This is a genomic window from Pseudomonas sp. NPDC088885 (assembly GCF_044750025.1).
Classification (GTDB): domain Bacteria; phylum Pseudomonadota; class Gammaproteobacteria; order Pseudomonadales; family Pseudomonadaceae; genus Aquipseudomonas; species Aquipseudomonas rustica.
Map to the genome: position 1 here is coordinate 1 of NZ_JBIVJB010000092.1, position 18,449 is coordinate 18,449.

An 18,449-nucleotide genomic window follows, 5' to 3' on the forward strand; every position below is an offset into this window, starting at 1 on the left:
TCTGGGAAAAAATGCACGGCTATGGGCTGTGGGAGATCAGCTGCCTATCACCCTGCATTCAAAATAAAGGGTATCAAGACAGTTGCTCCCACATTGGATCTGTGTCGTTCACAAATCCCATGTGGGAGCGGGCTTGCTCGCGAAGAGGCCATCTGCAACACCAAAAAACCTCGCAGACACTCTCTTCTCCCTGATTGACGACTTGTACCTATGAGTCCAATATGGATTTCCAAGTACAGAAAAGCTTCAGTCTTGCCGCTCGTAGCTCCCCGTTAGCAACTGCTCTTCTTCGTCTTGCCAAACCAACAACAACCCGCGAGAGAACGAACATGAAGAAACTCCCCCTCATCACCGGTCTGGCCCTCAGCCTGTTGTCCTGCGCCAGCGTGTTCGCCGCCGAGCAAACCCTGCGCATCGGCATCGAAGCCGCTTACCCGCCATTCGCCTCGAAAACCGACAAGGGCGAAATCGTCGGTTTCGACTACGACATCGGCAACGCCCTGTGCGCGCAGATGAAGGTCAAGTGCGTGTGGGTGGAAGGTGAGTTCGACGGTCTGATTCCTTCGCTGAAAGTGAAGAAGATCGACATGGCGCTGTCGTCGATGACCATCAACGAAGACCGCAAGAAGTCAGTGGATTTCACCCACAAGTATTACTTCACCTCGTCGCGTCTGGTGATGAAAGAAGGCGCCACGGTAGACGATCAATACGCCAGCCTCAAAGGCAAGAACGTCGGCGTTCAGCGTGCGACCACCACCGATCGTTACGCCACCGAGGTGTTCGAGCCCAAGGGCATCAACGTCAAGCGCTACAGCAACAACGAAGAGATCTACATGGATTTGGCGGCGGGGCGGCTGGATGCGATTTTCGCTGACACCATTCCGCTGAATGACTTTTTGACGATGCCGCGTGGCAAGGGCTATGCGTTTGTCGGGCCTGAGTTGAAGGATCCGAAGTACGTCGGCGAGGGCGCGGGGATTGCGGTGCGCAAGGGCAATGCGGAACTGGTCAGCCAGTTGAATGGCGCGATTGATGGCATTCGCGCGAGTGGCGAATACCAGAAGATTTCCGAGAAGTATTTCAAGTCCGACATTTACGGCGACTGATAGTCCGTCTTCGGGAGCAAGCCCCCTCCCACAAGGGATCGCATTCCAATGTGGAAGCAAGCCCCCTCCCAGAGGGGATCGCATTCCAATGTGGAAGCAAGCCCCCTCCCAGAGGGGATCGCATTCCAATGTGGGAGCAAGCCCCCTCCCAGAGGGGATCGCATTCCAATGTGGGAGCAAGTCCCCTCCCACAAGGGATCGCATTCCAATGTGGGAGGGGGCTTGCTCCCGAAAGGGCCAGATCAGGCAATACAACTGCTGGATCCTAGCCCTTCATTTCCTTCAAATGCTTGTACACCGTCGCCCGCCCCATGTTCAGCACATTGGCCACGTAGTTCGAGGCGCTCTTGCCCTTGAACGCGCCCTCGGCGTGCAGCGCCAGCACCAGTTCGCGTTTGTGATCGCGGGTCAGCACATTCAGGCTCAACTGCCGCTCGCGCAGCCAGGCGTGGAGGAAGGTGTTGATGCGTTCCTGCCAGTCATCGCGAAACAGTGAATCCGGTTGCGGGATCAGTTTGCTCGGCGACAGGAACAGATCCAGCGCCGCCTTGGCATTCTCGAACAGCGAAATATTCAGATTGATGCACAGCACCGCCAACGGCAAACCTTCGCTGTCGCGCAGGACGCTGCTCAAGCTGCGAATCTTCTGACCGTCCCAGTTGAGCTTTTCGTACGGGCCAATGTTCCTGTCGCTGACATCCTCGCTGAGCATGTCTTCCAGCGATGAGTCGTCGCCAATCTCGCGTTTCGACAGGTTGTTGGCGATGTAATCGACCTTCTGCGTGCGCAGGTCGTGCAGCACCACTTCGGCGTGCGGAAAGAACAGCGTGGCGATGGCGTCGGCGATGGCGCGGAAGTTATCCAGCGCCGGATCGAATTCGGGGGCGGTCATGACAGTGGAGCTCCAGGCAGCGTCAGCGCCCCCGTGAACAGGAGGCGCTGCGAGTGTGCCGCAATCCGTTGAGCGAGTCATCCTGACGGGCATTCAAGCGAGGCGGGCAGGGGAGAGCATGGCGCTGCTCAGGCCGAAGTTGCGCAAGTGCTCAGGCAAAGGTTCGCCGCGAACCAGCGCCGCGCTGGCCTGGCCCATCGCCGGCGATGTCTGGATGCCGTAACCACCCTGCGCCGCGACCCAAAACAGCCCCGGCACCTGCGGATCGAAACCGCTGAGCAGATCACCGTCGGCGACGAAACTGCGCAGGCCGGCCCAAGTGCGGGTCGGACGGCGGATGGTCAGCGTGGTGGCTTCTTCGATCTGATAGATGCCCATGGCGATGTCCATTTCTTCCGGATGTACGTCGTGGGGTTCGACCGGGTCGGCGTTGGCCGGTGAGCCGAGGAACATACCGGCGTCGGGCTTCATATAGAAGGACTCGTCGAGGCTGACCAGCATCGGCCAGTGATGAATATCGACGCCTTCGGGGCCGGCAAAGATAAATGCAGCGCGGCGTTTCGGTTGCAGGCCCAGCGGTTTGGCACCGGCCAGTGCACCGATCTTGTCGGCCCAGGCGCCGGCGGCGTTGATGATCACTGGCGCGCTAAAGTTCTGGCCGTTGGTTTGTACGTGCCAGAGGCCGTCGGCGTCGCGGCTCAGGCCGAGCACTTCGCAATCGGTGTGGACTTCGCCGTGGTTGCGTCGGATGCCACGCAGGTAGCCCTGATGCAGGGCGTCGGTGTCGATGTCGCTGGCGCTCGGGTCGTAGATCGCGCCGTGGACTTTTTCCCGGCGCAGGATCGGCAGGCGCGCGCAGGCTTCGTCGGCAGTGAGCAGTTGCATCTCTGGGACTGTGGCTTTGGCGCTGAGGTATTGGTTGTTGAGTTCGGCGTTGTCACCGGTGAAGTCCACGGTCATTTCGCCACGTGGGGTCAGCAGTGGGTGTTCACAGAAACCGTTGGGTGGATTATCGAAGAATGCGCGGCTGGCTTGGGTCAGGGCGCGGACTTGCGGCGTGCCGTACGCTGCGGTGAATAGGGCGGCAGAGCGTCCGGTGGAATGATAGGCCGGGTGCGACTCACGTTCGAGCACGATGACTTTAGCCTGCGGCGACAGCCAGAACCCGGTGGAAGCGCCGGCAATCCCGCCGCCGATGATGATGAAATCTGCCTGGCTCATGAAAAACTCCAAAGCTATCGTGGCTCTCTGGGATCTGCCATTGGCAACTCCCCAATCAGAATGCGATCCCTGTAGGAGCTGCCGAAGGCTGCGATCTTTTGATCTTGTTTTTTTCAGGATCAAGATCAAAAGATCGCAGCCTTCGGCAGCTCCTACAGGGGGATTTTTGGTGTTAGTGGGTCAGGTGATACACCGCATTGGCGAGGGCAATGTCTTCCAGGCCCAAACCGATTGAACGGAAAAACACGTGACGGTCGTAACCCGGGCGCTGCACTTTTTCACTGAGCAGGTCAGCGAGGTCACCAACGATCGCATCCTTGCTCCAGCCATGCTGCTCACTGGCAATCAGCATTTCACCCGCCGACCCCGGCGTGGTCAGCCGATAGTCGCAGAACACCTGCATGTCGTTGAGGCTCTGCGGCGGCACTTCGTGGGCGCGCGGAGCGTTGGTGCTGATCGAGGTGATCAGCGCCGGTTTGCTCAACTCAGCGGGGTCAATCACCGGGCCCGCCGATGAGGTGCAAAGCATGATCACATCCGCATCCACGAAGGCGGTTTCGCGGCTGTCGGTGATCTTCAGATTGGGCGTGATGGCTTTCAACAGCGCCTGGGTTTGAGTATCAGCGCACAGGCTTGGCGAATACAGACTGATGCTCTGCCAGTCACGCAGCGACTTCACGTAATGCAGATGCGCCTGTGCAACCTTGCCGCTGCCAATGATCGCCAAATGTTTAGCGTCCAGAGGCGCGAGCGCATCAACCGCCACCGCTGTGGTCGCCGCCGTTCGCGCAGTGGTCAGTTCACCGGCATCACAAAGCAGCAATGGCTGACCGGTTTTCATCGACATCAACAGCGTCCACGCTGTCACCAGCGCACCTTGTTCGCGAACGATGTACGGCGAGGTCTTCACGCCGTAAACGCCATCCTCGGCCAGCACGCCCAGATAGTTGATGAAGTCGCCAGCACCCTGCGGGAATTCGACCAGTTGCTGCGCCGGCTGCACGGCTTTGCCGTTGGCAAGATCACGAAACAGCTTGCGCAAGATCTGCGGCACATCGATACGCGCCAGCAACTCACGGGCCTGGGCTTGGTCGATCACGTAGGGCGTACTGGACATTTCAGACTCCGCAGACAAAAAAACTAAACTTGTTTGTCCATTATGGACTTTTAGTTTTGTCGGGCAAGCACCTGCGGCAAAAAATCCAGACGAAAAAAAAGCGCAGTCCGTTACCGGCTGCGCTTTCCTTTTTAGCGTCGCTTACTGCTGCGGACGCTTGCGCTCTACCGCACGCAACAAATGCGTCGGTGGCGTTTCACAGCTGATCTTGCGACCGAGCTTCTCTTCGATGGACGGCAACTGATAGGAGTCGTCCTCACCGGCGAAGCTGATCGACACGCCATCAGCGCCCGCACGACCGGTACGGCCGATGCGGTGTACGTAGTCGTCCGGCACTTCCGGCAGGGTGAAGTTGATCACATGGCTGATGCCGTCGATGTGAATGCCGCGACCGGCCACATCGGTGGCGACCAAGACACGAATCTTGCCTTCGCGGAAACCTTCCAGAGTCTTGATACGTTTGTGTTGCGGCACGTCGCCGGACAACTGCGCAGCGTTCACACCGTCGCGCACCAGGCGCTCTTCGATGCGGCGGACTTCGTCCTTGCGGTTGGCGAAGACCATCACCCGCTCCCAACCATTATCGTTGACCAGGTTGTAGAGCAGTTTGTACTTGTCGGCACCGGCCACGGCGTAGATGTGTTGCTCGACGTTTTCGTTGGCGACGTTGGTGATTTCGATTTCGACGATCGACGGATCGGTCGTCCACTGCTTGGCGAGGTTCATCACGTCTTCGGTGAAGGTCGCAGAGAATAGCAGGGTCTGGCGTTCAGACTTGGGTGGCGTCTGACGAATGATCTGGCGGACTTGTGGTATGAAACCCATGTCGAGCATGCGGTCGGCTTCGTCCAGCACCATCACTTCGACCATGTCCAGATGCACGTCGCCGCGCTGGTTAAAGTCGAGCAAGCGGCCCGGGGTCGCGACGAGAATGTCGCAGTGGCGCGCTTCGAGGTGCTTGAGCTGCTTGTCGAAGTCCATGCCGCCAACGAAGGTCATCACGTTGAGGCCGGTGTACTTGGTCAGGTCAGCGGCGTCTTTGGCGATCTGCACCACCAGCTCACGGGTCGGCGCGATGATCAGCGCACGGGGTTCGCCCATGTAGCGTTCTTTCGGCGGCGGTGTTTGCAGCAACTGAGTGATGATCGAGATCAGGAACGCGGCGGTTTTGCCGGTGCCGGTCTGCGCGCGACCAATGGCGTCTTTGCCGGCGAGGGTGAAACCCAGCACCTGCGCCTGGATCGGCGTGCAATACGGGAAGCCCAGATCCTGAATGGCGTGCATCAGTTCTGGCGCTAGTTTGAAATCGTGAAAACGGGTTTTGCCTTCTTGTGGCTCGACGACGAAATCTTCGAGTTTCCACGGAATGACCGATGCCTTGGGCTTCGGTTCGCGACGCGGTCTGGCCGGTTTCGGCTCTTCACTGCGCGCAGGCTCGGCGGCGATGGGCGCGGCCGGAGCGGGTTGCGGGTCTTGCTTCGGTGCTGCTACGGCAGCGGGGCGGTCGGCCTGGGGCGCATCGTGGCGATGACCGGGGGCGTGCGACGGCGCACTGGGAACTGGCGCGAGCTGCTCAGCCTCGCTTTTACCGAACATTTTCTTGAGTGCTTCGAGCACGGTCATCTCATCAATTGGTTAAGGAATGTACGCCGGCCAGTGTAATGCAAGAAACGGGCGCGGCGTAGTGTGATGATCAACGGGCAGGCAATGCTGTCGCGATTAGCGCAGACGTTCGCTCAACCAGACGCCAATGTCGCGAATTTCTTCGGGTAACACTTCGTGCTCCATTGGGTATTCCTGCCATGTCACGGTGACACCATGCTTCACCAAGTGCTCGTAAGCACTGCGGCCCATCGAGTTCTGCACCACGTTATCGAACTGACCGTGCAGGCACAGCACCGGAATCCGCTGCTGACTGGCCGACAACTCCAGCTCATCACTGAACGTCGGCGCATACGTCGACAACGCAAGCACGCCACCCAACGGCCCCTGCCATTTCAAGAAAGCGGTGTGCAACACCACGGCACCACCCTGGGAAAAACCGGCGAGGAAAATCCGCGAGGCGTCTATTCCGCTGGCCCGCTCGTTTTCGATCAATTCGATGATGCGATCCGCCGACGCTTCCAGCTCATCGCGATCGATCGCACGCGCCGGGCTCATGGCTTTGATGTCGTACCAGCTCGGCATGGCATATCCGCCATTTATCGTAACGGGACGTGTCGGCGCCTGCGGCAGCACAAAACGCGTGCTCAGCAAACTTTCCTGCAACGCCTCGGCCACCGGCAGGAAGTCGTAGCGGTCGGCGCCGAGGCCGTGCAGCCAGATCACGCAGGCGTCTGCGGGCTTAACAGGCTGAAGAATCAAGGGCTCGGTCATGGCTGCTCCAATTGTGTGCGGGCGCTCTCATTGAGTGCGTGATTGAAGGGCGCGCCCGATTGATCTGTTAAGAAGATGTCGCAAGGGTACAAGTTTTGCTATTGACCTGTCGCTAAAGCGCTTCAGCGAACGGTGTGGTACGGGCTTTGCTATGGCTTCAGGCGTGCAACCGATCTCGCGCCTGGCGGTAACACTATCAGTGTACCCCGTGGGCCGGGATTGCAAAAAATCCGGTGATGGATGTTCGCCAAGGGCCGCTACGGGCTTCGCGAACGTGAAAGGGCTACCGCCCGTTCGGCCGATTGGTGAGAAGTGAGTGATCCATTTTGTGGATCTTCTCCTACTAGACTCATAGCGAAGGTCTTACGTCGGTTGACCCAATAAAAAGCCAACAAGGGTCAACACCGCCTCAAAAGGGTGCGACTGGACTCAAGCTCCGACACAACAAGAGCAAAACTGGAGGTTTGAATGAAGATGTTGAAATCCACCCTGGCCATCGTGACTGCAGCAACAGTACTCGGTGTCAGCGGGTTCGCTCAGGCGGGTGCAACCCTGGATGCAGTGCAGAAGAAAGGTTTCGTGCAGTGTGGCGTGAGCGACGGTCTGCCGGGCTTCTCGGTACCGGATGCAACCGGCAAGATCCTCGGGATCGACGCTGACGTCTGCCGCGCTGTGGCCGCTGCCGTATTCGGCGACGCGACCAAGGTCAAGTTCAGTCAGTTGAACGCCAAGGAGCGCTTCACCGCGCTGCAGTCCGGCGAGATCGACATCCTGTCGCGCAACACCACCATGACCAGTTCACGTGACGCGGGCATGGGCCTGAAATTCCCGGGCTTCATTACCTACTACGACGGCATCGGCTTCCTGGTGAACAATAAGCTCGGCGTGAAAAGTGCCAAAGAGCTGGACGGTGCAACCATCTGCATCCAGGCCGGTACCACCACCGAGCTGACCGTTTCCGACTACTTCCGTGGCAACGGTCTGAAATACACCCCGATCACTTTCGACACCTCCGATGAAAGCGCCAAGTCGCTGGAATCCGGTCGTTGCGACGTGCTGACCTCCGACAAATCGCAACTGTTCGCCCAGCGCAGCAAGCTGGCAGCGCCGAAGGACTACGTGGTTCTGCCGGAAACCATTTCCAAAGAACCCCTGGGTCCGGTCGTACGTAATGGCGACGACGAGTGGCTGGCCATCGTGCGTTGGGTTGGCTACGCGCTGCTCAACACCGAAGAAGCCGGCATCACTTCGAAAAACGTCGAAGCCGAAGCCAAGTCGACCAAAAACCCGGACGTCGCTCGTATGCTCGGTGCTGACGGCGAATACGGCAAAGACCTGAAACTGCCGAAAGACTGGGTAGTACAGATCGTCAAACAAGTCGGTAACTACGGCGAAATCTTCGAGAAAAACCTCGGCAAGAGCACTCCGCTGGAAATCGACCGCGGCTTGAACGCCCTGTGGAACAACGGCGGCATTCAGTACGCACCACCAGTGCGCTAATGGTTCTATCGCCCGGCGGGCCAACCGCCGGGTGATGTTCTTGTTCCATTTTTTGCGGGGCACTTCATGCAAAATTCAATCGGCGCACCTAAGCAGAGGCTCAGCCTCAGCGATCCACGAGTGCGTGCGTGGCTATTCCAGATCATCACGATTGTCGCGGTGGTTTCGCTGGGCTGGTTTCTGTTCGACAACACGCAAACCAACCTGCAGCACCGGGGCATCACTTCCGGTTTCAGCTTTCTGGAGCGCAGTGCCGGGTTCGGCATCGCTCAACACCTGATCGACTACACCGAAGCGGACAGTTATGCCCGCGTCTTCGTTATCGGTTTGCTCAACACCTTGTTGGTGACAGTGATCGGCGTGATTCTGGCGACGATTCTCGGCTTCATCATCGGTGTGGCACGGCTGTCGCAGAACTGGATCATCAGCAAACTGGCGACGGTGTACGTGGAAGTTTTCCGCAACATTCCGCCGCTGCTGCAAATCCTGTTCTGGTACTTCGCGGTATTCCTGACCATGCCGGGGCCGCGCAACAGCCATAACTTCGGCGACACCTTCTTCGTCAGCAGCCGTGGCCTGAACATGCCGGCGGCGCTGGCCGCTGATGGTTTCTGGGCGTTCGTGATCAGCATCGTGGTGGCCATCGTCGGCATCGTGCTGATGTGCCGTTGGGCCAACAAACGCTTTGAAGCGACCGGCGTGCCGTTCCACAAGTTCTGGGTGGGCCTGGCGATTCTGCTGGTGATCCCGACCTTGTGCGCACTGATCTTCGGCGCTCCGCTGCACTGGGAAATGCCCGAGCTCAAAGGTTTCAACTTCGTCGGTGGCTGGGTGCTGATCCCGGAACTGCTCGCCTTGACCCTGGCCCTGACCGTGTACACCGCAGCGTTTATCGCCGAGATCGTGCGTTCGGGGATCAAGTCGGTCAGCCACGGCCAGACCGAAGCGGCGCGTTCGCTCGGCCTGCGCAACGGCCCGACCTTGCGCAAGGTGATCATCCCGCAAGCCCTGCGCGTGATCATTCCGCCGCTGACCAGCCAATACCTCAACCTGGCGAAAAACTCTTCGCTGGCGGCCGGTATCGGTTACCCGGAAATGGTTTCGCTATTCGCCGGCACCGTGCTTAACCAGACCGGTCAGGCGATCGAAGTGATTGCCATCACCATGAGCGTGTACCTGGCGATCAGTATCAGCATTTCTTTGCTGATGAACTGGTACAACAAGCGCATTGCGCTGATCGAGCGGTAAGGAAAAGCGCATGAGTACTCATACTTTCAAACCCGACATGCCCCCACCGAACAGCAGCATCGGCGTGGTGGCGTGGATGCGCGCGAACATGTTCTCCAGCTGGCTCAACACCTTGCTGACCTTGTTTGCGTTCTACCTGATTTATCTCGTCGTGCCACCGATCCTCAGTTGGGCAATCATTGATGCCAACTGGGTCGGCACCACCCGCGCCGATTGCACCAAGGACGGCGCCTGCTGGGTGTTCATTCAGCAGCGTTTCGGCCAGTTCATGTACGGCTATTACCCGGCTGAATGGCGCTGGCGCGTCGACCTGACCGTGTGGCTGGCGGTAATCGGCGTGGCGCCACTGTTCATCTCGCGCTTCCCGCGTAAAGCGGTGTACGGGCTGAGCTTTCTCGTGATCTACCCGATTGTTGCCTGGTGCCTGCTGCACGGCGGCGTGTTCGGCCTGCCACAGGTGGCGACCAGCCAATGGGGCGGCCTGATGCTGACCCTGGTGATCGCCACTGTCGGTATCGCTGGCGCCTTGCCGCTGGGGATTGTGCTGGCGCTGGGTCGACGCTCGAACATGCCGGCGATTCGTGTGGTCTGCGTGACCTTCATCGAATTCTGGCGCGGCGTGCCGTTGATCACCGTGCTGTTCATGTCCTCGGTGATGCTGCCGCTGTTCCTGCCTGAAGGCATGAACTTCGACAAGCTGCTGCGGGCACTGATTGGCGTAATCCTGTTCCAGTCGGCCTACGTCGCTGAAGTGGTGCGCGGCGGTCTGCAAGCGATTCCCAAAGGTCAGTACGAAGCGGCTGCGGCGATGGGCCTCGGTTACTGGCGTTCGATGGGCCTGGTGATTCTGCCGCAAGCCCTGAAGCTGGTGATCCCCGGCATCGTCAACACCTTCATTGCGCTGTTCAAGGACACCAGTCTGGTGATCATCATCGGCCTGTTTGACTTGCTCAACAGCGTCAAGCAAGCCGCTGCCGACCCGAAATGGCTGGGCATGGCCACCGAAGGCTACGTGTTCGCCGCCCTGGTGTTCTGGATTTTCTGTTTTGGTATGTCGCGCTATTCCATGCATCTGGAACGCAAGCTCGACACTGGCCACAAGCGTTAGGAGTTTTGAGATGAGTGAAGTAATCAAAAAGCCTGTGAGCCCTGAAGGCATTATTCAGATGCAGGGCGTCAACAAGTGGTACGGCCAGTTCCACGTGCTGAAAGACATCAACCTCAACGTCAAACAAGGCGAGCGTATCGTCCTGTGCGGCCCGTCGGGTTCCGGTAAATCGACGACGATTCGTTGCCTCAATCGTCTGGAAGAACACCAGCAGGGGCGCATCGTTGTCGACGGCGTGGAGCTGACCAACGACCTCAAGCAGATTGAAGCGATCCGCCGCGAAGTCGGCATGGTGTTCCAGCATTTCAACCTGTTCCCGCACCTGACCATTTTGCAGAACTGCACCCTGGCGCCGATGTGGGTACGCAAGATGCCCAAGCGCAAGGCCGAGGAAATCGCCATGCATTACCTGGAGCGCGTACGCATTCCGGAGCAGGCGCATAAATTCCCGGGGCAACTGTCCGGTGGTCAGCAACAGCGTGTAGCGATTGCCCGCGCCCTGTGCATGAAACCGAAAATCATGCTGTTCGATGAGCCGACTTCAGCGCTCGATCCGGAGATGGTGAAAGAGGTGCTCGACACCATGATCGGTCTGGCAGAAGACGGCATGACCATGCTTTGCGTGACTCACGAAATGGGCTTCGCGCGGACTGTGGCGAACCGCGTGATCTTCATGGACAAGGGTGAGATCGTTGAACAGGCTGCGCCAAATGACTTCTTCGACAACCCGCAGAATGAGCGGACGAAGCTGTTCTTGAGTCAGATTTTGCATTGATGGTTTTTGCGTAAATCAAACCCGGCCTTGTGCCGGGTTTGTTTTTTTGGGGTCAGGAGACGGTGAGGGTTTCGTGTTCTTTGTGGACGGTGTGCTTGAAACCGCGCAGGTCTGCGCCTTCAGCCAAGGTCTGGATATCGACGAGCATGTAGGGATGTCGATCCAGCAAACGCATCAGCAGCACCAATGCTTTGGGTGGAAGTAGCTCGCCACGCTCGTAACGAGAGAACGCGTTATGCCCGCCACCGGAGAGCAATTGCACCGTCTCTTTTTGCGTCAGGTGCAATTTGCGCCGAATGCGTTTCATCTCGGCGCCGATCATTTGTCTGGCAGCGAGAACCAACTCGTCACCGGCGTTGCAGTAACGCTCTGCACTATCGCTGTCGAAATCCCATTCCACTTCACCGCACTTCTGGCACTCCCAACCGGACAGATCGTCTACTCGGCGCTCCATGCCTTTGACACTCAGGGTTTCTCCGCGACCCTGGAAATGCCTCATTCCCTCACGTGCACCGCAGCTGACACATTGCTGGGTTTTCATGGGTTTTTCTCCTTGAAAGAGATTACCGGTGGGCCGCCGCCGGGGCGGTAGGTCACCTTGATGTAAATCTCCTGATCTCGTGAATTGATGTGATACACGTCTTGCCGGATTCGATGATCGTCATAAGTAGTCATCGATTTGTACAACATCCTGGTTTGCAGCTCGAAGACGATCTCTAGCATTTCGCTGAGGTTGAAGCCGAGCTTCTGAGCTGATTTGACCGAAGTTTTGGTGGAAGCTTTTTGACCTAACCGCCTGACCTCAGCCTTGATCACCGCCAGCTCATAATGGGGTGTGTTCTTTTCCATAAGAAACCAAAACCCTGTCCCTGAAATTACCCTTAAAGGGTAATTTTCACTAATCGAAAATGCCGCTCCATGTGTCGCCTTTTAACCCTAGGTGGTTGCCGTCCTACATGGGTCTGACTAACATGTCGGAAAATTCATCCTATGATTGGATGAAAGGGCGAATCCTATGTCAGACATTTCTCCACTCATCAAACGATCCTTGGTCGATCAGGCCCTGGATCAACTCCGCCAGCGCATTAACAGCGGTGCCTGGCAGGTCGGCGAGCGCTTGCCGACCGAACCCGAGCTCTGCGCTGAGTTGGGCATTAGCCGCAATACCGTGCGCGAAGCCATGCGTGTGTTGGCGTTTTCCGGATTGATCGAGATTCGCCAGGGCGACGGCAGCTATTTGCGCGCGCTGGTTGATCCGCTCGACACGCTGAAAGCGTTGTCGCGTTGCTCGCTGGAGCAGGCGCGGGAAACCCGGCACATCCTCGAAGTCGAGGCGATCGGTCTGGCGGCGTTGCGTCGCACCGATGAAGACCTCGCCGCATTGCGCGAAGCCCTCGGCACCAGCGGCAGTCACTACCATGGCGACCTCGACACCTACATCGCCTGCGATCTGGTGTTCCACCGCCGACTGGTCGACGCCGCGCACAACCCGACCCTCAGCGAGCTGTATCGCTATTTCTCCAGCATCGTCGGCGCGCAATTGCGCCAGACCCTGAACATCGTCCCGCGCCGTCAGGAAGTGTTCGACCTGCACATCGAGTTGCTCGATGCCGTCGAACAACGCGACCCGGAACGGGCCAAAGCCTTGTCGAGGCAGTTGATCAATGAACCTTGAAACCGAGAAATCCATGTCCCGCAGTGAGCTATCCACAACCCCGAAACGCACGGCAGAGCTTGAAGAGCTGCTGATCGACGCCGAGGCCGATGACGAGCAGGTACAACAAAGCCATCCGCTGGTGCGCCGGCCGTGGCTGTTGCTGCTGGGGCTGATTCTGGTGGCGTTGAACTTGCGCCCGGCGCTGTCGAGCATGGCGCCGCTGCTCAGCGACGTTTCCAAGAGCCTCGGCTTGTCGGCGGCGCAGGCCGGTTTGCTGACCACGCTGCCGGTGCTGTGCCTCGGTTTGTTCGCACCGCTCGCACCGATTCTGGCGCGACGTTTTGGCGCCGAACGCGTGGTGCTGGGCATCCTGCTGACGCTGGCCTGCGGCATCATTTTGCGTAGCAGCTTCGGTGAAATCGGTTTGTTCGCCGGCAGCGTATTGGGCGGCGCAAGCATCGGCATTGTTGGCGTATTGCTGCCGGGTATCGTCAAACGCGACTTCGCCAAACACGCCGGCACCATGACCGGCGTCTACACCATGGCGCTGTGCCTCGGTGCGGCAATGGCGGCGGGCACCAGTGTGCCGTTGAGCGAACATTTTGGCGGAGACTGGACAATTGGCCTGGGCTTCTGGGTCATCCCGGCGCTGGTGGCGGCGTTGTTCTGGCTGCCACAGGTCGGGCAGAAACACGGCGCACACAACGTCGCCTATCGCGTGCGCGGTTTGCTGCGTGATCCGCTGGCGTGGCAAGTGACGTTGTATATGGGCCTGCAATCGTCGCTGGCGTACATCGTGTTCGGCTGGTTGCCGTCGATCCTGATTGGTCGCGGGCTGACCCCGACGCAAGCAGGGCTGGTGTTGTCCGGCTCGGTGATCATCCAGCTCGCGAGTTCGCTGGCCGCGCCTTGGCTGGCCACTCGCGGCAAGGATCAGCGACTGGCAATTGTCGTGGTGATGGCGTTGACCCTGGGTGGCCTGTTCGGTTGCCTGTATGCGCCGATCGAAGGCTTGTGGGGCTGGGCGATTCTGCTGGGCCTGGGGCAGGGCGGTACGTTCAGTCTGGCGTTGACGTTGATCGTCTTGCGTTCGCGCGATTCGCACGTCGCGGCGAACCTGTCGAGCATGTCCCAAGGCTTCGGTTACACGCTGGCGTCGATGGGGCCGTTTGCGGTCGGTGTGGTGCATGACTGGACGGGCGGCTGGAATGCGGTGGGCTGGATCTTCGGCATCATCGGCACCGGCGCGATCATCGCCGGCCTCGGCGCCGGGCGAGCGCTGTACGTGCAAGTGCAAAGCGAAAGAATCTGAATCCACTGATTTCAAAATGTGGGAGCGAGCCTGCTCGCGAAGGCGATTTAACATTCAACATCTGTGTTGACTGACACGCCGCTTTCGCGAGCAGGCTCGCTCCCACATTAATTTTGTGTGTAGTTGGTATTCGGTGTGCGAATGCCGATAGTGTTTCTTCGTATTGCGGATTATCGTGCTGGCAATCTGTACCTATTTTGGAGATTGCCCATGAGCGAAGCCCACAGCGCGTTGATCACCCGCTTCTACGAAGCCTTCAAACGTCTGGATGCCGAGGCCATGGCCGCGTGCTACACCGATGACGTGGTGTTCAGCGATCCGGCCTTCGGCGAACTGCGCGGGCGCGATGCCGGCGACATGTGGCGCATGCTCACCACCCGCGCCAAAGACTTCTCCCTGACCTTCGACAACGTCCGCGCTGATGAGCGCAGCGGCGGCGCGCACTGGGTTGCGACGTACCTGTTCAGCCAGACCGGCAACGTCGTGATCAACGATATCCAGGCCTGCTTCGTCTTCCGTGACGGCAAGATCTGCGAGCACCACGATCATTTCGATCTGTGGCGCTGGTCGCGTCAGGCTCTGGGTTTCAAAGGTCTGCTGCTGGGCTGGACGCCTCTGGTACGCAACGCCGTGCGTGCGCAGGCGTCGAAGGGACTGAAGGCATTTCAGGCCGGTCGCTGATAAGATCGCCGCCTGTTTCCTACACGTCTTGATCCCGAAGTGACCAGCCTTAGCGAAAAATCTGTCGATGTGGCCGAACCGGTGAGCAAGTCCTGGTTCGTCTACCTCGTTCGCGCGGCCAACGGTTCGCTGTACTGCGGCATCAGCGACGACCCGGTGCGCCGCTTCGCCAAGCATCAAAGCGGCAAAGGCGCGCGGTTCTTCCTCTCTAGCCCGGCGATGGCTTTGGTCTACACCGAGCTTTGTCGCGATAAAAGCGATGCTTTGCGTCAGGAACGGCTGATCAAAAAACTGCGCAAGAGCGCCAAGGAATGCCTGGTCGCGTCTTATCAATCTGACTGATCGGTTCCCATCAGCCAGATCTGTAGGCTGCTAAGCAAATGCGCGCTAAGCTGCCGACTCACTTTCTGAGCGGCGGAGCCGAGCATGTCCGAGTTGATTCTGCATCATTACCCGACTTCTCCATTTGCCGAGAAGGCCCGCCTGCTGCTGGGTTTCAAAGGCTTGTCGTGGCGCTCGGTGCACATTTCGCCAGTGATGCCCAAGCCGGATCTGACCGCGCTGACTGGCGGCTATCGTAAAACCCCGGTGCTGCAAATCGGCGCCGACATCTACTGCGACACTTCACTGATCGCCCGTCGCCTGGAGCAGGAAAAAGCCCTGCCGAGCTTTTTCCCTGAAGGCCAGGAAATGACCACCGCGAGTTTCGCCACCTGGGTTGATTCGGTGGTGTTTCAACATGCGGTGAGCCTGGTGTTTCAGCCGGAATCGGTAGCCGTGCGTTTCGGCAAGCTGCCGCCGGAAGCGATCAAAGCGTTTATGGCTGACCGCGCCGGTTTGTTCAGTGGCGGCAGCGCCACACGTTTGTCCGCTGAGCAGGCCAAGCATCAATGGCCGACGATCATGCTGCGTCTGGAGCAACAACTGCAGCGCGAGCAGGGCGACTTCCTGTTCGGCGAGCCGTCGATTGCCGACTTCGCACTGGCGCATCCGCTGTGGTTCCTCAAAGCGACTCACGTCACCGCGCCGTTGGTGGATGAGTATCCGGCTGTTTCTGCCTGGTTGGGTCGAGTGTTGGGCTTTGGTCATGGCGCGGCGAGTGCGATGACCTCTGAGGAAGCGCTGGAAGTTGCACGCAGTGCGACGCCAGCGGATCTGCCGAAAGAGCAGTTCATCGACCCGAATGGTTTCAAGGCAGGCCAGCAAGTGGCGATCTCGGCGACGGATTACGGTGTTGATCCAGTCGTCGGTGAGTTGCTGTTTGCCGGTAGCGAAGAGCTGATCATTCGTCGCGAAGACGAGCGCGGCGGCGTGGTGCACGTGCACTTCCCACGCTTCGGCTTCCGCATCGAGGCCCGCTAAATCTGTAGGAGCTAAGCTTGCTCGCGAAGAACGATGACGCGGTGTCTCTGATAAACCGGATTATCGTTCTTCGCGGGCAAGCCTTGCTCCTACAGATTTTTATTTCAGGGCGGCGAGGATCTCGTCCGGGTCAAACCCGCGAATCAAGGTGCCGTTGACATCAATCAACGGAATCCCGCGTCCACCCAATGCCTCATACGCCTTGCGCGCTTCGGCATCCTTCTCGATATCGAACTCCTTGAACGGAATCCCCTTGCTGTCGAGAAAACGCTTGGTCTGCTTGCAGTAACCGCACCAGTCGGTGGCGTAAAGCACGACGTTGGCTTGCGCCCGCGTCTGCTCGGCAACCATCTGCGACGGATTGAACACCCGCTCGATCTTGCCCCAGTTCTGATACACCACGACCACCAGCAGAACCAGCGCGACCTTCTTCAACACATTGGCGAGCATCAGTTGCGCCGCTTCAGCTGATCGGTCAGCGACGTCGGCAAACCTTTGATCACCAACGTGCCGGCCTCTTCGTCGTACTCGATCTTAGAGCCCAGCAGGTGCGCTTCAAAGCTGATCGACAGGCCTTCGGCGCGGCCGGTGAAGCGGCGGAATTGATTCAAAGTGCGTTTGTCCGCTGGAATCTCTGGCGACAGGCCGTAGTCCTTATTGCGGATATGATCGAAGAAGGCTTTCGGGCGCTCTTCGTCGATCAGCTCGGAGAGTTCTTCCAGGCCCATCGGCTCGCCGAGTTTGGCCTGGCTGCTGGCGTAATCGACCAGGGTCTTGGTTTTCTCGCGCGCGGACTCTTCCGGCAGGTCTTCGCTCTCGACGAAATCGCTGAAGGCCTTGAGCAGCGTGCGCGTCTCGCCCGGGCCGTCGACGCCTTCCTGGCAGCCGATAAAGTCGCGGAAGTATTCCGAGACCTTTTTGCCATTCTTGCCCTTGATGAACGAGATGTACTGCTTGGACTGCTTGTTGTTCTGCCACTCGGAGACGTTAATCCGCGCCGCCAAGTGCAGCTGGCCGAGGTCGAGGTGGCGCGACGGGGTCACGTCCAGCTCGTCGGTCACCGCCACGCCTTCGCTGTGGTGCAGCAGGGCGATCGCCAGGTAATCAGTCATGCCTTGCTGATAATGCGCGAACAGCACGTGGCCGCCGACCGACAGATTCGACTCTTCCATCAGCTTCTGCAGGTGCTCGACCGCGACTTTGCTGAATGCGGTGAAGTCCTTGCCGCCCTCCATGTATTCCTTCAGCCAGCCGCTGAACGGGAACGCGCCGGATTCCGGGTGAAACAGGCCCCAGGCTTTGCCCTGTTTGGCGTTATAGCTCTCGTTGAGGTCGGCGAGCATGTTCTCGATGGCCGCGGACTCGGCCAGTTCCGTGTCACGGGCGTGCAGAACTGCGGGCGTGCCGTCGGGTTTTTTGTCGATCAGGTGGACGATGCAATGACGGATCGGCATGGGCTTCTCGGCTGTTGGAAGGGAGGAGGGCAGGCTCCCCCGAAAAAGCGCTAAGTGTACCCGATTCTCGGCACGGGCCTGTTGTAGGAGCTGCCGCAGGCTGCGATCTTTTGATCTGGCATTTTAAAAAAACAGGATCAAAAGATCGCAGCCTGCGGCAGCTCCTACATAAGCGGGAAACCGCGTCAGCGGCAGCGTAAACGTGGGGTTGTAGGGTAAAACCGGGGCGTGCGACCGGGCTTATGCAGTTTTTTCGCGGTTTAGAGCAATAAAGCTGACCAAATGGGTAGCTAGAGGCGGATATTTCCTTGTCTCTGTGCTAGTTTTGCCCGGTCTTACGCGAAGTCACTGCGTTAAGCGTGCAATCAGCATTTGTCAGGTCGAACCAAACCCTGATTTCGGTATCTATAACCCGACTCGTCGTGGTTATCGCCGAGGGTGCCAGATCCAGAAGATCGGGCTCGATGGCTGACACTGCACTCTGCAATCCATATGAATTTGATAGGGAAGGAACACTACATGGCTCTTACTAAAGACCAACTGATCGCCGACATCGCTGAAGCTATCGACGCGCCGAAAACCACCGCGCGTAACGTCGGCGGGCAGATGGTCAACCTCAACAGCGAGATCAACAACGCCG

Annotated in this window: 19 protein-coding genes and 1 pseudogene; 11 read left to right on the plus strand and 9 right to left on the minus strand. The window is 58.7% G+C overall.

The features are described 5' to 3' along the window. Positions 1 to 329 precede the first annotated feature (329 nt). Complete coding sequence (locus ACIP1X_RS23780; protein WP_212544015.1) at positions 330 to 1,106, plus strand: ABC transporter substrate-binding protein; 777 nt, start codon at positions 330 to 332, stop codon at positions 1,104 to 1,106. 265 nt (positions 1,107 to 1,371) lie between these two features. Here the strand turns inward: ACIP1X_RS23780 and ACIP1X_RS23785 are convergent, their stop codons facing one another. The 5 genes from ACIP1X_RS23785 to ACIP1X_RS23805 all read right to left on the minus strand — a co-directional run bounded on the left by ACIP1X_RS23785 (position 1,372) and on the right by ACIP1X_RS23805 (position 6,712). Further along, positions 1,372 to 1,998, minus strand: coding sequence for a transcriptional regulator (locus tag ACIP1X_RS23785; protein WP_064393297.1), 627 nt, complete (start codon positions 1,996 to 1,998; stop codon positions 1,372 to 1,374). A gap of 93 nt (positions 1,999 to 2,091) precedes the next feature. Beyond that, positions 2,092 to 3,219, minus strand: a complete 1,128-nt coding sequence (locus ACIP1X_RS23790) for an NAD(P)/FAD-dependent oxidoreductase (RefSeq protein WP_400755411.1) — start codon at positions 3,217 to 3,219, stop codon at positions 2,092 to 2,094. 172 nt (positions 3,220 to 3,391) lie between these two features. Further along, the gene (locus tag ACIP1X_RS23795; protein WP_400755413.1) at positions 3,392 to 4,336 is read right to left on the minus strand and encodes an ornithine cyclodeaminase family protein; all 945 of its coding nucleotides are present in this window, start codon (positions 4,334 to 4,336) and stop codon (positions 3,392 to 3,394) included. Between the two features lie 141 nt (positions 4,337 to 4,477). Then, positions 4,478 to 5,959, minus strand: a complete 1,482-nt coding sequence (gene rhlB / locus ACIP1X_RS23800; RefSeq protein WP_159815597.1) for an ATP-dependent RNA helicase RhlB — start codon at positions 5,957 to 5,959, stop codon at positions 4,478 to 4,480. A 96-nt stretch (positions 5,960 to 6,055) separates the two neighbouring features. Then, positions 6,056 to 6,712, minus strand: coding sequence for an alpha/beta hydrolase (locus tag ACIP1X_RS23805; RefSeq protein WP_053117331.1), 657 nt, complete (start codon positions 6,710 to 6,712; stop codon positions 6,056 to 6,058). Positions 6,713 to 7,180: 468 nt separating this feature from the next. Between ACIP1X_RS23805 and ACIP1X_RS23810 the strand changes: the two genes are divergently transcribed. The 4 genes from ACIP1X_RS23810 (at position 7,181) to ACIP1X_RS23825 (ending at position 11,343) form a co-directional block, all read left to right on the plus strand. Continuing rightward, positions 7,181 to 8,212, plus strand: coding sequence for an amino acid ABC transporter substrate-binding protein (locus ACIP1X_RS23810; protein ID WP_400755415.1), 1,032 nt, complete (start codon positions 7,181 to 7,183; stop codon positions 8,210 to 8,212). A 66-nt stretch (positions 8,213 to 8,278) separates the two neighbouring features. Beyond that, entirely contained in the window at positions 8,279 to 9,460 is a 1,182-nt protein-coding gene (locus ACIP1X_RS23815; RefSeq protein WP_400755417.1) for an amino acid ABC transporter permease, read from the plus strand. Between the two features lie 10 nt (positions 9,461 to 9,470). Continuing rightward, positions 9,471 to 10,568, plus strand: coding sequence for an amino acid ABC transporter permease (locus tag ACIP1X_RS23820; RefSeq protein ID WP_008080192.1), 1,098 nt, complete (start codon positions 9,471 to 9,473; stop codon positions 10,566 to 10,568). A gap of 10 nt (positions 10,569 to 10,578) precedes the next feature. Next, on the plus strand, positions 10,579 to 11,343 hold the full coding sequence (locus ACIP1X_RS23825; RefSeq protein ID WP_053117341.1) for an amino acid ABC transporter ATP-binding protein: 765 nt from the start codon (positions 10,579 to 10,581) through the stop codon (positions 11,341 to 11,343). Between the two features lie 52 nt (positions 11,344 to 11,395). On the opposite strand, the gene ACIP1X_RS23830 is transcribed toward ACIP1X_RS23825, so the two are convergent. After that, positions 11,396 to 11,884 carry a type II toxin-antitoxin system MqsA family antitoxin gene (locus ACIP1X_RS23830; protein ID WP_400755419.1) on the minus strand — a complete coding sequence of 163 codons (489 nt, stop codon included), beginning with the start codon at positions 11,882 to 11,884 and terminating at the stop codon, positions 11,396 to 11,398. After that, the gene (locus ACIP1X_RS23835) at positions 11,881 to 12,192 is read right to left on the minus strand and encodes a type II toxin-antitoxin system MqsR family toxin (protein ID WP_400755421.1); all 312 of its coding nucleotides are present in this window, start codon (positions 12,190 to 12,192) and stop codon (positions 11,881 to 11,883) included. Before ACIP1X_RS23835 ends, ACIP1X_RS23830 begins: the two co-directional genes overlap by 4 nt. Before the next feature lie 166 nt (positions 12,193 to 12,358). Here ACIP1X_RS23835 and ACIP1X_RS23840 point away from each other — a divergent pair, with 166 nt between their 5' ends. The 5 genes from ACIP1X_RS23840 (at position 12,359) to ACIP1X_RS23860 (ending at position 16,355) form a co-directional block, all read left to right on the plus strand. Then, complete coding sequence (locus ACIP1X_RS23840; RefSeq protein ID WP_053117351.1) at positions 12,359 to 13,018, plus strand: FadR/GntR family transcriptional regulator; 660 nt, start codon at positions 12,359 to 12,361, stop codon at positions 13,016 to 13,018. Then, entirely contained in the window at positions 13,008 to 14,312 is a 1,305-nt protein-coding gene (locus tag ACIP1X_RS23845; RefSeq protein WP_053117354.1) for a CynX/NimT family MFS transporter, read from the plus strand. Before ACIP1X_RS23840 ends, ACIP1X_RS23845 begins: the two co-directional genes overlap by 11 nt. Before the next feature lie 210 nt (positions 14,313 to 14,522). Next, the gene (locus ACIP1X_RS23850) at positions 14,523 to 14,993 is read left to right on the plus strand and encodes a nuclear transport factor 2 family protein (protein WP_400755423.1); all 471 of its coding nucleotides are present in this window, start codon (positions 14,523 to 14,525) and stop codon (positions 14,991 to 14,993) included. Between the two features lie 39 nt (positions 14,994 to 15,032). Further along, complete coding sequence (locus ACIP1X_RS23855; protein WP_008083651.1) at positions 15,033 to 15,335, plus strand: GIY-YIG nuclease family protein; 303 nt, start codon at positions 15,033 to 15,035, stop codon at positions 15,333 to 15,335. An 84-nt stretch (positions 15,336 to 15,419) separates the two neighbouring features. Continuing rightward, entirely contained in the window at positions 15,420 to 16,355 is a 936-nt protein-coding gene (locus ACIP1X_RS23860) for a glutathione S-transferase family protein (protein ID WP_053117363.1), read from the plus strand. A gap of 99 nt (positions 16,356 to 16,454) precedes the next feature. Here ACIP1X_RS23860 and ACIP1X_RS23865 read toward each other — a convergent pair whose 3' ends face one another. Then, complete coding sequence (locus tag ACIP1X_RS23865) at positions 16,455 to 16,805, minus strand: glutaredoxin family protein (protein ID WP_400755425.1); 351 nt, start codon at positions 16,803 to 16,805, stop codon at positions 16,455 to 16,457. Beyond that, positions 16,805 to 17,809, minus strand: coding sequence for a nucleoid-associated protein YejK (yejK, locus tag ACIP1X_RS23870; RefSeq protein ID WP_053117368.1), 1,005 nt, complete (start codon positions 17,807 to 17,809; stop codon positions 16,805 to 16,807). Before yejK ends, ACIP1X_RS23865 begins: the two co-directional genes overlap by 1 nt. Positions 17,810 to 18,328: 519 nt before the next feature. Between yejK and ACIP1X_RS23875 the strand changes: the two are divergent. Beyond that, positions 18,329 to 18,449, plus strand: a pseudogene (locus ACIP1X_RS23875) (HU family DNA-binding protein); the annotation flags it as partial.

Coding starts and splice junctions, on each gene's coding strand:
- ACIP1X_RS23780 (WP_212544015.1), top strand. CDS start 330: ATGAAGAAACTCCCCCTCATCACCGGTCTGGCCCTCAGCCTGTTGTCC.
- ACIP1X_RS23785 (WP_064393297.1), bottom strand. CDS start 1,998: ATGACCGCCCCCGAATTCGATCCGGCGCTGGATAACTTCCGCGCCATC.
- ACIP1X_RS23790 (WP_400755411.1), bottom strand. CDS start 3,219: ATGAGCCAGGCAGATTTCATCATCATCGGCGGCGGGATTGCCGGCGCT.
- ACIP1X_RS23795 (WP_400755413.1), bottom strand. CDS start 4,336: ATGTCCAGTACGCCCTACGTGATCGACCAAGCCCAGGCCCGTGAGTTG.
- rhlB (WP_159815597.1), bottom strand. CDS start 5,959: ATGACCGTGCTCGAAGCACTCAAGAAAATGTTCGGTAAAAGCGAGGCT.
- ACIP1X_RS23805 (WP_053117331.1), bottom strand. CDS start 6,712: ATGACCGAGCCCTTGATTCTTCAGCCTGTTAAGCCCGCAGACGCCTGC.
- ACIP1X_RS23810 (WP_400755415.1), top strand. CDS start 7,181: ATGAAGATGTTGAAATCCACCCTGGCCATCGTGACTGCAGCAACAGTA.
- ACIP1X_RS23815 (WP_400755417.1), top strand. CDS start 8,279: ATGCAAAATTCAATCGGCGCACCTAAGCAGAGGCTCAGCCTCAGCGAT.
- ACIP1X_RS23820 (WP_008080192.1), top strand. CDS start 9,471: ATGAGTACTCATACTTTCAAACCCGACATGCCCCCACCGAACAGCAGC.
- ACIP1X_RS23825 (WP_053117341.1), top strand. CDS start 10,579: ATGAGTGAAGTAATCAAAAAGCCTGTGAGCCCTGAAGGCATTATTCAG.
- ACIP1X_RS23830 (WP_400755419.1), bottom strand. CDS start 11,884: ATGAAAACCCAGCAATGTGTCAGCTGCGGTGCACGTGAGGGAATGAGG.
- ACIP1X_RS23835 (WP_400755421.1), bottom strand. CDS start 12,192: ATGGAAAAGAACACACCCCATTATGAGCTGGCGGTGATCAAGGCTGAG.
- ACIP1X_RS23840 (WP_053117351.1), top strand. CDS start 12,359: ATGTCAGACATTTCTCCACTCATCAAACGATCCTTGGTCGATCAGGCC.
- ACIP1X_RS23845 (WP_053117354.1), top strand. CDS start 13,008: ATGAACCTTGAAACCGAGAAATCCATGTCCCGCAGTGAGCTATCCACA.
- ACIP1X_RS23850 (WP_400755423.1), top strand. CDS start 14,523: ATGAGCGAAGCCCACAGCGCGTTGATCACCCGCTTCTACGAAGCCTTC.
- ACIP1X_RS23860 (WP_053117363.1), top strand. CDS start 15,420: ATGTCCGAGTTGATTCTGCATCATTACCCGACTTCTCCATTTGCCGAG.
- ACIP1X_RS23865 (WP_400755425.1), bottom strand. CDS start 16,805: ATGCTCGCCAATGTGTTGAAGAAGGTCGCGCTGGTTCTGCTGGTGGTC.
- yejK (WP_053117368.1), bottom strand. CDS start 17,809: ATGCCGATCCGTCATTGCATCGTCCACCTGATCGACAAAAAACCCGAC.